Genomic DNA, 11,216 nt, shown 5'->3' on the forward strand with positions numbered 1-11,216 from the left:
CTCAGAGACTTGGTATTCATTTTTCGTCTTGCGACGTTAAGAATCCGTATCATTGAGTGCCCACACAGATTGTCTGATAAATTGTTAAAGAGCAGTTGCGACGCGCTTTGGCGCTCTGTCGCGAGGTGGCGTATATTACGCTTTCCTCTTTCAGAGTCAACCCTGAATATCAGGATTTTTCTCTTCAACCGGACCGGCTGTTTGCGTGAAGCGATTCACATCCGCCGTGTCGATGGAGGCGCATTATAGGGATCCCATTTTTTAGCACAAGTGTTTTTTAGATCTTTTTTACTGAATGACGTTTTTTTGCCCCTTTCGCTACATTCCTGCGCAATTTGGCTGATTTTTGATAACTAAATCACTTGCACAGTCTCAATAATCCAACCAAAGTCTTCATTACCGCTCTATTTTCGTTGAGGTAAACATGTCTGATGTACTACGTCCTTATAAGGATCTTTTCCCACAGATCGGGAAACGCGTGATGATCGATACCAGCAGTGTCGTCATTGGTGATGTTCGCCTGGCTGATGATGTCGGGGTCTGGCCACTGGTGGCTATCCGTGGTGATGTTAACTACGTGCAAATTGGCGCTTGTACGAACATTCAGGACGGTAGCGTGCTACATGTCACGCATAAATCCTCTTCTAACCCACAGGGTAACCCACTCATCATTGGTGAGGATGTCACCGTAGGTCATAAAGTGATGCTGCACGGCTGCGTCATTGGCAACCGTGTTTTGGTCGGTATGGGTTCGATTCTGCTGGACGGTGTGGTAGTAGAAGATGACGTTATGATTGGTGCAGGAAGCCTGGTTCCACAAAATAAACGCCTGGAAAGCGGGTATCTGTACCTGGGAAGTCCAGTAAAGCAGATCCGCCCACTGAGTGATGAAGAGAAAGCTGGTCTACAATACTCCGCTAACAACTATGTGAAGTGGAAAGACGAGTATTTAAGTCAGGGTAACCAGACCCAGCCGTGATCGTCTTCTTGCTGGGCTTGGATCAGTATTTCTGCCTCTTCTTCCAGATCCCAGCGATGCATCCGAAAAATCTCCAGCCACTGTTCAGGCGTGTCGCCACCAAAGCGATGCGCCAACACTTCTCCCTTTATGGCACATATTAGCTGCATGCCATGAACCATAGCAGGAAAGACGACAGCATTGATATCTGCTTTCCACTCTTCTCTATCGGGGAACTGGATCGCCTGATTCATGCGGACAGTTCCTGTTGCAACTTTTTAATGATTGGTTCAATCTCCGGCAGTACGCCATGCCAGAGTAAAACAGCATGCGCCGCTTGCCCCACCAGCATTCCCAAGCCATCAGCATAACGTTTTGCTCCCTGAAGCACACACCAGGAAAGGAACGGTGTTGCGCCTTTCTGATAAAACATGTCGTAACAACAGACGGAAGCATGAATCAACGATGCAGGAATGGCTGGAACATCACCACTAATTCCACTGGACGTCGCATTAATAATCAGATCGAATTCGTAGTTCTCAAGTTCATCCATCCCTGCTGCCTGAACACTGCCGGTATGGGAGAAGATCTGAGCCAGTTCTTCAGCTCGAGATGCGGTACGGTTAACGATAGTAACCGCACAATCCATAGAAAGAAGAGGCAACAATACTCCACGGGATGCACCACCAGCGCCAATAAGCAGAATACGTGTCCCGGGGCGAATAAAAGATAAACGCTCAAGATCGCTTAACAAGCCAATGCCATCGGTGTTATCTCCCAGTAAACGCCCATCCTCCAGACGCTTAAGCGTATTGACCGCCCCGGCAAGTGACGCCCGTTCAGTCAATTCATCGGCTCGCGCAAATGCCTCTTCTTTAAAAGGAACGGTAATATTCGCTCCCTTCCCCCCTTCAGCAAAAAAGGTATTCAGCGTATTCACAAAGTTATTGATTGGCGCCAGTACACGCCCATAGGAATGATCAATCTTCAGCTGTTGAGCAAATTGCTGATGGATTAAAGGCGATTTACTGTGCGCTATCGGATTACCAAAAACAGCATAGGCTTCTTTCATATTACCCCTGTCGAAACTGTTCACCCGTCAAAGCATCACGGATTTCCGAAGGATTCAAACGCCCTCCGGTATCGCCTTCAACAACGGGAAAGTCTACACCGAACTGCGCTCGTACTTCCTCTACCGTTCTGCAAGGGGGTAAACCACTCAAATTAGCACTGGTAGAGACTAACGGTTTGCCATAAGCCTGGCACAATGCAACCACTAGCGGGTGATCCGTGACGCGAACGGCCAGAGAATCAAAACGCCCTGTCAACCAACGAGGGGTGGAAGAACGAGCAGGAAAAACAAAAGTGACCGGGCCTGGCCAGCGAGCAAAAACAGCTTTACGTTGTGTATCGGTAAGCATGCTGTCATCGATATACGGTTTGAGTTGCTCAAAACTAGCCGCAATCAGAATTAAGCCTTTTTCAATTGGCCGTTGTTTCAGCTCCAGTAAGCGGGTAACCGCCATTTCACTGTCAGGATTACAGCCTACGCCGAAAACAGCTTCCGTTGGATAGGCGATGACATTTTCTTGTTTCAGAACTTCTATCGCCGCAGCGATTGTGTCTGTGGGCAGGTTATTATTCACTTTTTATTCCGCCGATATCGGCTTTCCACATTGTTTACTGGCACAGAAGTGTTTCACACCCTGCGCGGTTTTCTTTTCGATGAGGAGCGGATAGTGACACTCAGGACACTCTCCAGCTAAAGGTTTGAAGTTAATGACAAACTGGCACTCCGGATAGCGATCGCAGGAGTAAAACGTTTTGCCATAACGGGAGCGGCGCTGAGCCAAATGGCCCGTCTGGCATTGAGGACAAACAATTGCCGTTTCATCAGGCTTGTCGATAAGTTCGGTATGTTCGCAGGCAGGATAATCACTGCAACCAATAAACATCCCGAATCGTCCTTGCCTCAGCACCAGCTCTGAACCACATACAGGACAAAACTTACCCTCCAGAACTTTGACTATATGTCCGTCCGCAGAAGATTTAAGCGGACGGACATAATCGCATTCTGGATAGTGTGAACAGCCGAGAAACGGACCGTGTTTCCCGGAGCGAATAACCAGTTCGGCCCCGCATTGTGGGCAGGGATCGTTTTTACGCACCGTAAACAGTGCTGATTTAGCCATAACAACTCATACTGAACGAAGATTGATTAATGCAGCATACCTTCATTCACTTCAAAGAGTAATTCTTCCATTTGTTGATATGCATTTTCACAACCTGGAATGTTGAATAAAACCATCAGGATCACCCACTTCAGGTCTTCCAGATCGAACTCTGCCGTATCCAGTGCGAGTACGCGTTCAATCACCATTTCTCGCGTTTCGAGGTTTAGCACCTGAATCTGTTCCAGGAATAACAAGAACCCCCGACAACTCGCATCCAGTCGATCGCACTCTTCTGCAGTATAAATACGCATAGAAAGAGGATCCGATGCAAGCTGCATAGGCTCAGCAAGGCCGTCCTGATAATCAGCAAGTTTTTCCAGCCACAGTAACGCGTTGTAGATGTCTTCACGATCAAAACCAGCGTCGGTAAGATCCCGTTCCAGTTTGTCCTGATCCACACGTAGCTCTGCTTCGTTATGGATATATGTCTCAAACAAATACATTAGTACGTCGAACATGGCTTGCCCTCCTCAATCGGACATAGCCGCCGGGTACAGCTGCGATCCATCCTGCTAACTCCAGTTCGAGTAGCTGAGCCACTACCTCTGGCACAGGTTGGCCGGCACGTTCAGCGACGACGTCAACAGGTGTTACCTCATCTCCTACGTTAGCCAGGAGCTCAGGAAATGGCAATGCCACCTCTTCGTGATCTGGCGAATAAATTGAATTTTCAGGCTCATCTGGCAACCAATGTAACCCGTATTGCAAATTTTCCAGAATATCCTCTGGCATCGTCACAAGTGTCGCCCCCTGCTTAATGAGCCAATGAGGACCTTCGCTACCCGGACTCCCGATTGGCCCGGGCAAGGCAAATACCTCTCGTCCTTGTTCCAGTGCACAACGTGCCGTAACCAGTGAGCCGCTACGCTGTGCAGCTTCAACGACCAGCACTCCTTTACTTAGACCACTGATAATACGATTTCGTTGGGGGAAATTACGCGGTAAAGGAAGCGTGTCCAGAGGGAATTCAGACACCAGCGCACCTCCAGCCTCAACCAGATGTTCAGCGAGACAAACATGCCGCCTTGGATGAATGGTTTCCAATCCATTCCCCAGCACTGCAATACTTGTCCCTTTCATATTCACCGCGGCCTTGTGTGCCACGCCATCAATACCTCGAGCGAGTCCACTGGTGATCGTCACCCCATACGCAGCGAGCTTTTCACAAAAAAAACGCCCCCAACGCTCGCCATACCAGGAGTGCTGCCGATTACCTACGACTGCGACCTGAAATGAATGAAGGCATTCGGGATTTCCAACAACAAAGAGGACTCCTGGATAATCCTCAATAGCGCGAAGTTGCGAAGGATAATGCATGCTGTCGGCAACAATTAAATAGTGATGGGGCAGTTCCAGCCAGCGCAGCGTTTTATCCAGAGTAGACTCTGGAAAGGTTAAGAAACGCTCTGCCTGTCGCTCCGAGAATCCTGCATGTTGAAGTATCGTTTTGTTAATACAGGGCATAGCAATAAGCAAGTGAGCGACGCGAACCATCTCATCACCATACAGCTCACTCACTCGTGTTAAACGTAACCAAATCTCGGTGTGGGTCATCCTTATTCCCCTGCCACAAGCAGCCTTAGCAATCTTTGCGATTGGTCACTGATGCTGTCAATCAGAGGGGGTTTTGTCTAGAATAGAGGTAATAATCTTTCCAACTCCTGAATACAACTCTGGATAACTATGTCAGTTTTGCAAGTGTTACATATTCCGGACGAGCGTCTTCGCAAAGTCGCAAAACCGGTTGAAGAAGTGAATGCAGAAATTCAGCGTATCGTCGATGATATGTTCGAAACGATGTACGCCGAAGAAGGTATCGGTCTGGCGGCAACGCAGGTCGATATTCATCAACGTATTATTGTTATTGATGTCTCTGAAAACCGCGACGAGCGTCTGGTGCTAATTAACCCGGAACTGCTGGAAAAAAACGGTGAGACTGGAATTGAAGAAGGTTGCCTGTCGATCCCGGAACAGCGAGCACTCGTACCACGCGCTGAGACCGTTAAAATTCGTGCGCTCGATCGCGATGGTAAACCTTTTGAACTCGAAGCCGATGGCTTGTTAGCCATCTGTATTCAACATGAAATGGATCACCTGGTCGGTAAACTGTTTATCGATTATCTGTCTCCGTTGAAGCAACAACGTATTCGTCAGAAAGTTGAAAAACTCGACCGTCTGAACGCACGAGCTTAAGGACAAGGATCAACGTGTCAGAATCACTACGTATAATTTTTGCGGGTACACCTGACTTTGCAGCGCGTCATCTCGACGCGTTGCTGTCTTCTGGACATAACGTCGTCGGCGTATTCACCCAACCGGACCGCCCTGCTGGACGCGGCAAAAAGCTGATGCCCAGTCCGGTAAAAGTACTGGCGGAAGAGAAAGGGTTACCTGTTTTTCAACCTGTTTCTCTTCGTCCCCAGGAAAACCAGCAGTTGGTTGCTGACTTACACGCAGACGTAATGGTAGTGGTGGCATATGGCCTGATCCTGCCGAAAGCCGTGCTGGATATGCCGCGTCTGGGGTGCATCAACGTTCACGGTTCTCTGCTTCCGCGCTGGAGAGGCGCTGCCCCTATCCAACGTTCGCTCTGGGCTGGCGATGCTGAAACAGGCGTTACCATTATGCAGATGGATGTTGGTCTTGATACGGGTGATATGTTGCATAAACTCTCCTGCCCAATCACCGCCGACGATACCAGTGCCAGCCTCTATGACAAGCTGGCTAAGCTCGGCCCTCAGGGTCTGCTGCATACGTTGCATCTGCTGGCAACTGGTACCGCAAAACCTGAGGTTCAGGACGAGTCGCTGGTTTGCTATGCTGAGAAGCTCAGTAAAGAAGAGGCACGCGTGGACTGGACGCTCAGCGCCGCACAACTGGAACGCTGCATCCGAGCCTTTAACCCATGGCCAATGAGCTACATCGTCATCGACGAGCAACCGGTCAAAATCTGGCAAGCTACGGTCATCGATAAACCTGCCGGTGCCGAACCAGGGACTATCCTGGAGGCAACCCGTCAGGGCATCCAGATAGCGACAGGCGATGGCATCCTGAATCTCATCTCTTTGCAGCCTGCCGGTAAAAAGGCCATGAGCGCGCAGGATTTGCTTAATTCGCGCCGGGAGTGGTTCGTGCCCGGAAATCGTCTGCTCTGACGGTTCATCTCTTTAAAGCCCGGACTCTCCGGGCATTTTTATTTTTGCGCTTATGAAAAAACATATTAATTTACGCAGTATGGCGGCCCAGGCCGTCGAACAGGTTGTTGAAAAAGGGCAGTCGTTGAGCAATGTGCTACCCGCCATGCAGCAGAAAGTATCCGATAAAGATAAAGCGCTGTTACAGGAGCTTTGCTTTGGCGTGTTACGTACGCTTTCCCAACTAGAGTGGATAATTAAACAGCTGATGGAACGCCCGATGACGGGCAAACAGCGCACAGTTCACTATCTGGTCATGGTTGGCCTCTACCAGTTGTTGTATACCCGTATTCCACCTCATGCAGCGCTTGCCGAGACTGTAGAAGGCGCAGTTGTTATCAAGCGTCCGCAGTTGAAAGGACTAATTAACGGCGTCTTACGCCAGTTTCAACGCCGCCAGGAAGAACTACTCACTGAGTTTGCACACAGCGAGCTACGTTTCTTACATCCGTCCTGGTTAGTGAAGCGTATTAAAAGTGCCTATCCGCAGCAATGGGAAGCTATTCTTGAGGCAAATAACCAGCGTCCACCAATGTGGCTGCGCGTAAATCGCAACCACCACAACCGTGATGCCTGGCTGAGCCTGTTGAATGAAGCGGGCCTGACCGGTTTCCCACATCCGGAATACCCAGATGCCGTGCGGCTGGAAACTCCTGTATCGGTACTGGCTTTACCTGGTTTCGAACAGGGCTGGGTAACGGTCCAGGATGCCTCAGCTCAGGGTTGCATGAGCTATCTGCAACCGCAAAATGGTGAGCAGATCCTTGATTTATGCTGCGCCCCTGGTGGTAAGACAACACATATTCTGGAAGTAGCCCCCGAGGCTAACGTAACAGCAGTGGACGTTGATGAAAAACGTTTGTCACGTGTATACGACAACCTGAAACGCCTTGGCATGAAGGCGACCATTAAGCAGGGTGATGGACGCTACCCGCAACAATGGTGTGGTGAGCAGAAGTTCGATCGTATTTTGCTGGATGCACCTTGTTCAGCGACCGGAGTCATTCGTCGCCATCCCGATATCAAATGGCTGCGCCGTGACCGGGATATTGCCGAACTCGCACAGTTGCAGGCTGAGATCCTTAATGCAACGTGGGCACATCTGAAGCCTGGCGGCACGCTGGTTTATGCGACCTGCTCTATTTTACCGGAAGAGAACCAGCAACAGATTGCAGGCTTCCTGGCCCGTACGCCAGACGCGGTATTAAGCGAAACGGGTACGTCAGAGCAACCCGGACGCCAGAATTTACCGGCTGCGGAAGAAGGTGATGGCTTCTTTTACGCTAAGCTAATCAAAAAGTGATGAGATAATGGGTCGCGACTGATGAAAATTATCATTCTGGGCGCAGGGCAGGTTGGCGGTACGCTGGCTGAGAACCTGGTCGGAGAGAACAACGATATCACGGTAGTCGATACCAACGGTGAGCGTCTACGCAGTCTGCAAGACAAGTTTGATCTCCGTGTAGTACAAGGGCATGGCTCGCATCCCAGAGTACTACGCGAAGCCGGTGCTGATGATGCCGATATGCTGGTTGCGGTGACCAGTTCGGATGAAACCAATATGGTTGCCTGTCAGGTAGCTTATTCACTCTTTAATACACCCAACCGCATCGCACGTATTCGCTCACCAGATTATGTCCGCGATGCGGACAAGCTATTCCATTCCGATGCAGTACCTATTGATCATCTGATTGCACCTGAGCAGTTGGTTATCGATAGCATTTATCGTCTGATTGAATATCCAGGTGCACTACAGGTTGTGAATTTCGCGGAAGGAAAAGTCAGCCTTGCAGTGGTTAAAGCCTACTATGGCGGCCCACTGATCGGGAATGCGTTGTCAACAATGCGCGAACATATGCCGCACATTGATACCCGAGTTGCGGCAATTTTCCGTCATGACCGCCCCATTCGTCCGCAAGGCTCTACTATTGTTGAAGCCGGTGATGAGGTGTTCTTTATTGCTGCCTCACAGCATATTCGTGCTGTAATGAGCGAATTACAGCGTCTGGAGAAACCCTACAAGCGCATTATGTTAGTAGGTGGCGGCAATATCGGTGCCGGTCTGGCGCGTCGACTGGAAAAAGATTACAGCGTCAAGTTGATCGAACGCGATCAACAACGTGCTTCTGAGCTTGCTGAAAAACTGCAGAATACGATCGTCTTTTTTGGTGATGCTTCTGATCAAGAGTTGCTGGCGGAAGAGCACATTGATCAAGTTGATCTATTTATCGCTGTAACCAACGATGATGAAGCGAACATCATGTCGGCAATGCTCGCCAAACGGATGGGAGCCAAAAAAGTAATGGTGCTGATCCAGCGTAAGGCATACGTCGATCTGGTACAGGGCAGCGTAATCGATATTGCAATTTCACCGCAACAGGCAACCATCTCAGCGCTACTGAGCCACGTGCGTAAAGCTGACATCGTCGGTGTTTCTTCGCTGCGTCGTGGTGTCGCAGAAGCCATTGAAGCCGTCGCGCACGGGGATGAAACAACATCCCGGGTGGTGGGTCGCTCAATAGACGAAATCAAACTTCCGCCAGGAACGATTATTGGTGCCGTTGTACGTGGTAATGATGTCATGATCGCTAATGATAACTTGCGTATTGAGCAGGGCGATCACGTTATTATGTTCCTGACAGATAAAAAGTTTATTACCGACGTCGAGCGATTATTCCAGCCAAGTCCTTTCTTTCTGTAATTATTCGGGCGCTAATACAGCGCCCTTTTTATTTCCCTTTATTTATCATGGATTAATAAATTTATCTTTCAGCAATACATAAATGGAAATTACCTAAACATTTGTTAAACTTATAAACGTCAGCTGCATAGGGAGAATAAAATGAGTATTATTAAAGAGTTTCGCGAATTTGCGATGCGCGGGAATGTTGTAGATTTGGCAGTGGGTGTCATTATTGGTGCGGCATTCGGTAAGATTGTTTCATCACTGGTTGCCGATATCATCATGCCGCCACTTGGGTTACTGATTGGTGGGATTGATTTTAAACAGTTTGCGTTAACACTACGCGATGCGCAGGGAGATATCCCGGCAGTTGTGATGCATTACGGTGTGTTTATACAGAATATCTTCGATTTCATCATTGTTGCGTTCGCCATCTTTATGGCTATCAAACTAATTAATAAACTAAACCGTAAAAAAGCTGAAGAGCCTGCTGCACCGCCAGCACCATCGAAAGAAGAAGTATTGCTAAGTGAAATTCGTGATCTGCTGAAAGAACAAAATAATCGTTCTTAAGCTATCACTGAAACAAGAAGGCCAGTGGTAAAAAAGTGATTCACTTCCTTGCCACTGGCCTCCCAGCTCCCCCGATTGCCATGTTTACCTTTACGCAGATAACTGCCTTTCCCTTTCTTATTTTTCTCAACACGCAGTCTGAATAGTGGGTCATGCAGTAATGCCTCAATGGCATTGTCCTTTATCTGCCCCTTCGTATGCTGATAACGACTCATAATTACTCCATATTGTTTGGTTTAACGGCGCGAGTGTATTCTCGTCGGTTCAATAAATCAACAGCCCGACTTTGTACCGCTGGCACCTTGCTCAAGCGCTTCGAGAATAGAGCAATACACACTACTGTGAGCCATACCGCAACATGCATCATTCAATCTCTGTAGTGACCTTTGCATAGTCTGAAGCTCCGCAATACGGGCTTCAACTTCCTTTAATCTTTCCTGAACGATCCCCTTTGATTCCTGGCAGGTATGATGTTCTGGATCTATGCGGATCGACAGAAGTTCACGGATCGACTCCAGAGTAAAACCGAGTTGACGTGCATAGCGGATAAATTTAAGACGTTGAAGATCGCTTTCTGTATAGAGCCGGAATCCACCTTCGGTGCGTACTTCATGCTCCATCATCTGCTGTTTTTCATAGTAGCGGATGGTATCGGGCGTCACTTCCGCCAGTTTTGCTAATTCACCAATACGGTACATGCTCCCTCCGCTAGTCATCATTAATTTTATGTTGAAGTTTATCTGCGTACTCGCCGCGTAAAAACTCGGTACTTAGACCAGCCTGTCGTAGTTTGAGTTCAAGCAGAGAAAGGCGTCGGCTCACTTCCTGATACCGAGGATCATCTTTGCGAATACCAGTGAGGATATCAAGCAGATGTATCGCCTCTCTGCGTTGTTCAATCTCAGGGGGAAGACACCCGGAATTTTTTAATAACCGATATCCGGCTCGAAGTTCTGGCGGAACATGGGAATCATCATCAAGGGTAAGCGGCTCGCCTGTACCAGGCAAATTATCAAACTCACCTTTGGTCTGCGCATCAATAATATGACGCTCTGCCCACTGGTCGAGTAGCCACATACAACACTCCAAAAGATGAACAAAAAGAGTACAGATATTTTAGATAAGTGGGGATGCAACGGATATAAAAAAACCCGCCGGGGCGGGTTTTTTTACGTTACTACAGATTACTCTGCAGCAGCTTCTGCTTTCGACTCAGAGCGATCAACCAGCTCGATGTATGCCATCGGCGCGTTGTCACCTGCACGGAAGCCACACTTCAGAATGCGAGTGTAACCACCGGCGCGGCTCGCGAAACGCGGGCCCAGCTCGTTAAACAGTTTTGCCACGATCTCGTTATCACGAGTACGGGCGAATGCCAGACGACGATTAGCTACGCTATCAGTCTTGGCAAGAGTAATCAGCGGCTCAACTACGCGACGCAGCTCTTTCGCTTTCGGCAGAGTCGTCTTGATGATTTCATGACGAACCAGTGAACCTGCCATATTGCGGAACATAGCCTGGCGATGGCTGCTGTTGCGGTTCAGTTGACGACCACTCTTACGATGGCGCATGAC

The 11,216-nt window shown here is 48.9% G+C and carries 16 protein-coding genes; 6 read left to right on the top strand and 10 right to left on the bottom strand.

Features of this window, described 5'->3' with window-relative positions; genetic code table 11:
• Nucleotides 1-424 precede the first annotated feature (424 nt).
• A complete protein-coding gene (locus OH663_RS24565) occupies nucleotides 425-979 on the top strand; it encodes a gamma carbonic anhydrase family protein (protein ID WP_200013335.1) in 555 nt (184 codons plus the stop codon).
• Here the strand turns inward: OH663_RS24565 and OH663_RS24570 are convergent.
• From OH663_RS24570 to dprA, 6 genes are read right to left on the bottom strand one after another with little or no spacing between them, the layout of a single operon-like run.
• Nucleotides 955-1,212 (bottom strand): DUF1488 family protein, encoded by a 258-nt coding sequence (locus tag OH663_RS24570; RefSeq protein WP_200013334.1) that lies wholly within the window; start codon nucleotides 1,210-1,212, stop codon nucleotides 955-957. The two genes, OH663_RS24565 and OH663_RS24570, sit on opposite strands and share 25 nt — an antisense overlap.
• Entirely contained in the window at nucleotides 1,209-2,030 is an 822-nt protein-coding gene (gene aroE, locus OH663_RS24575; protein WP_045448240.1) for a shikimate dehydrogenase, read from the bottom strand. The genes OH663_RS24570 and aroE overlap by 4 nt, the downstream gene beginning before the upstream one ends.
• A 1-nt stretch (nucleotide 2,031) precedes the next feature.
• A complete protein-coding gene (gene tsaC, locus OH663_RS24580) occupies nucleotides 2,032-2,604 on the bottom strand; it encodes an L-threonylcarbamoyladenylate synthase type 1 TsaC (protein ID WP_045448243.1) in 573 nt (190 codons plus the stop codon).
• A gap of 3 nt (nucleotides 2,605-2,607) precedes the next feature.
• On the bottom strand, nucleotides 2,608-3,150 hold the full coding sequence (locus OH663_RS24585; protein ID WP_200013333.1) for a DNA topoisomerase family protein: 543 nt from the start codon (nucleotides 3,148-3,150) through the stop codon (nucleotides 2,608-2,610).
• Between the two features lie 26 nt (nucleotides 3,151-3,176).
• Nucleotides 3,177-3,650: a DUF494 family protein Smg gene (smg, locus tag OH663_RS24590; RefSeq protein ID WP_045448249.1), complete on the bottom strand. Its 474-nt coding sequence runs from the start codon at nucleotides 3,648-3,650 to the stop codon at nucleotides 3,177-3,179.
• The gene (gene dprA / locus OH663_RS24595; RefSeq protein WP_200013332.1) at nucleotides 3,622-4,746 is read right to left on the bottom strand and encodes a DNA-protecting protein DprA; all 1,125 of its coding nucleotides are present in this window, start codon (nucleotides 4,744-4,746) and stop codon (nucleotides 3,622-3,624) included. Before dprA ends, smg begins: the two co-directional genes overlap by 29 nt.
• A gap of 129 nt (nucleotides 4,747-4,875) precedes the next feature.
• Between dprA and def the strand changes: the two genes are divergently transcribed.
• The 5 genes from def (at nucleotide 4,876) to mscL (ending at nucleotide 9,642) form a co-directional block, all read left to right on the top strand.
• Nucleotides 4,876-5,385 (top strand): peptide deformylase, encoded by a 510-nt coding sequence (def, locus tag OH663_RS24600; protein WP_048222827.1) that lies wholly within the window; start codon nucleotides 4,876-4,878, stop codon nucleotides 5,383-5,385.
• A 14-nt stretch (nucleotides 5,386-5,399) separates the two neighbouring features.
• On the top strand, nucleotides 5,400-6,347 hold the full coding sequence (fmt, locus tag OH663_RS24605; protein ID WP_045448258.1) for a methionyl-tRNA formyltransferase: 948 nt from the start codon (nucleotides 5,400-5,402) through the stop codon (nucleotides 6,345-6,347).
• 52 nt (nucleotides 6,348-6,399) lie between these two features.
• Nucleotides 6,400-7,689, top strand: coding sequence for a 16S rRNA (cytosine(967)-C(5))-methyltransferase RsmB (gene rsmB / locus OH663_RS24610; RefSeq protein ID WP_200013331.1), 1,290 nt, complete (start codon nucleotides 6,400-6,402; stop codon nucleotides 7,687-7,689).
• 21 nt (nucleotides 7,690-7,710) lie between these two features.
• Nucleotides 7,711-9,087 (top strand): Trk system potassium transporter TrkA, encoded by a 1,377-nt coding sequence (gene trkA / locus OH663_RS24615; protein ID WP_045448264.1) that lies wholly within the window; start codon nucleotides 7,711-7,713, stop codon nucleotides 9,085-9,087.
• A gap of 141 nt (nucleotides 9,088-9,228) precedes the next feature.
• Nucleotides 9,229-9,642, top strand: coding sequence for a large-conductance mechanosensitive channel protein MscL (gene mscL, locus OH663_RS24620; RefSeq protein ID WP_045448267.1), 414 nt, complete (start codon nucleotides 9,229-9,231; stop codon nucleotides 9,640-9,642).
• Here mscL and OH663_RS24625 read toward each other — a convergent pair.
• From OH663_RS24625 to rplQ, 4 genes are all read right to left on the bottom strand, one after another.
• Nucleotides 9,639-9,857 carry an alternative ribosome-rescue factor A gene (locus OH663_RS24625; protein WP_200013330.1) on the bottom strand — a complete coding sequence of 73 codons (219 nt, stop codon included), beginning with the start codon at nucleotides 9,855-9,857 and terminating at the stop codon, nucleotides 9,639-9,641. The genes mscL and OH663_RS24625 overlap by 4 nt on opposite strands.
• A gap of 57 nt (nucleotides 9,858-9,914) precedes the next feature.
• Nucleotides 9,915-10,340: a Zn(2+)-responsive transcriptional regulator gene (gene zntR / locus OH663_RS24630; RefSeq protein WP_045448272.1), complete on the bottom strand. Its 426-nt coding sequence runs from the start codon at nucleotides 10,338-10,340 to the stop codon at nucleotides 9,915-9,917.
• A 10-nt stretch (nucleotides 10,341-10,350) separates the two neighbouring features.
• Complete coding sequence (locus OH663_RS24635; RefSeq protein WP_200013329.1) at nucleotides 10,351-10,719, bottom strand: DnaJ family domain-containing protein; 369 nt, start codon at nucleotides 10,717-10,719, stop codon at nucleotides 10,351-10,353.
• A gap of 107 nt (nucleotides 10,720-10,826) precedes the next feature.
• Nucleotides 10,827-11,213 carry a 50S ribosomal protein L17 gene (rplQ, locus tag OH663_RS24640; protein WP_001216372.1) on the bottom strand — a complete coding sequence of 129 codons (387 nt, stop codon included), beginning with the start codon at nucleotides 11,211-11,213 and terminating at the stop codon, nucleotides 10,827-10,829.
• Nucleotides 11,214-11,216 lie beyond the last annotated feature (3 nt).

This window comes from Citrobacter sp. Marseille-Q5395, from assembly GCF_947057495.1.
Classification (GTDB): domain Bacteria; phylum Pseudomonadota; class Gammaproteobacteria; order Enterobacterales; family Enterobacteriaceae; genus Citrobacter; species Citrobacter murliniae.

Bases quoted from the DNA above. Each gene is read 5' to 3' on its own strand.
- smg (WP_045448249.1), bottom strand. From the start codon at position 3,650: ATGTTCGACGTACTAATGTATTTGTTTGAGACATATATCCATAACGAA.
- def (WP_048222827.1), top strand. From the start codon at position 4,876: ATGTCAGTTTTGCAAGTGTTACATATTCCGGACGAGCGTCTTCGCAAA.
- rsmB (WP_200013331.1), top strand. From the start codon at position 6,400: ATGAAAAAACATATTAATTTACGCAGTATGGCGGCCCAGGCCGTCGAA.
- zntR (WP_045448272.1), bottom strand. From the start codon at position 10,340: ATGTACCGTATTGGTGAATTAGCAAAACTGGCGGAAGTGACGCCCGAT.
- trkA (WP_045448264.1), top strand. From the start codon at position 7,711: ATGAAAATTATCATTCTGGGCGCAGGGCAGGTTGGCGGTACGCTGGCT.
- OH663_RS24570 (WP_200013334.1), bottom strand. From the start codon at position 1,212: ATGAATCAGGCGATCCAGTTCCCCGATAGAGAAGAGTGGAAAGCAGAT.
- OH663_RS24625 (WP_200013330.1), bottom strand. From the start codon at position 9,857: ATGAGTCGTTATCAGCATACGAAGGGGCAGATAAAGGACAATGCCATT.
- OH663_RS24635 (WP_200013329.1), bottom strand. From the start codon at position 10,719: ATGTGGCTACTCGACCAGTGGGCAGAGCGTCATATTATTGATGCGCAG.
- dprA (WP_200013332.1), bottom strand. From the start codon at position 4,746: ATGACCCACACCGAGATTTGGTTACGTTTAACACGAGTGAGTGAGCTG.
- rplQ (WP_001216372.1), bottom strand. From the start codon at position 11,213: ATGCGCCATCGTAAGAGTGGTCGTCAACTGAACCGCAACAGCAGCCAT.
- aroE (WP_045448240.1), bottom strand. From the start codon at position 2,030: ATGAAAGAAGCCTATGCTGTTTTTGGTAATCCGATAGCGCACAGTAAA.
- OH663_RS24585 (WP_200013333.1), bottom strand. From the start codon at position 3,150: ATGGCTAAATCAGCACTGTTTACGGTGCGTAAAAACGATCCCTGCCCA.
- OH663_RS24565 (WP_200013335.1), top strand. From the start codon at position 425: ATGTCTGATGTACTACGTCCTTATAAGGATCTTTTCCCACAGATCGGG.
- mscL (WP_045448267.1), top strand. From the start codon at position 9,229: ATGAGTATTATTAAAGAGTTTCGCGAATTTGCGATGCGCGGGAATGTT.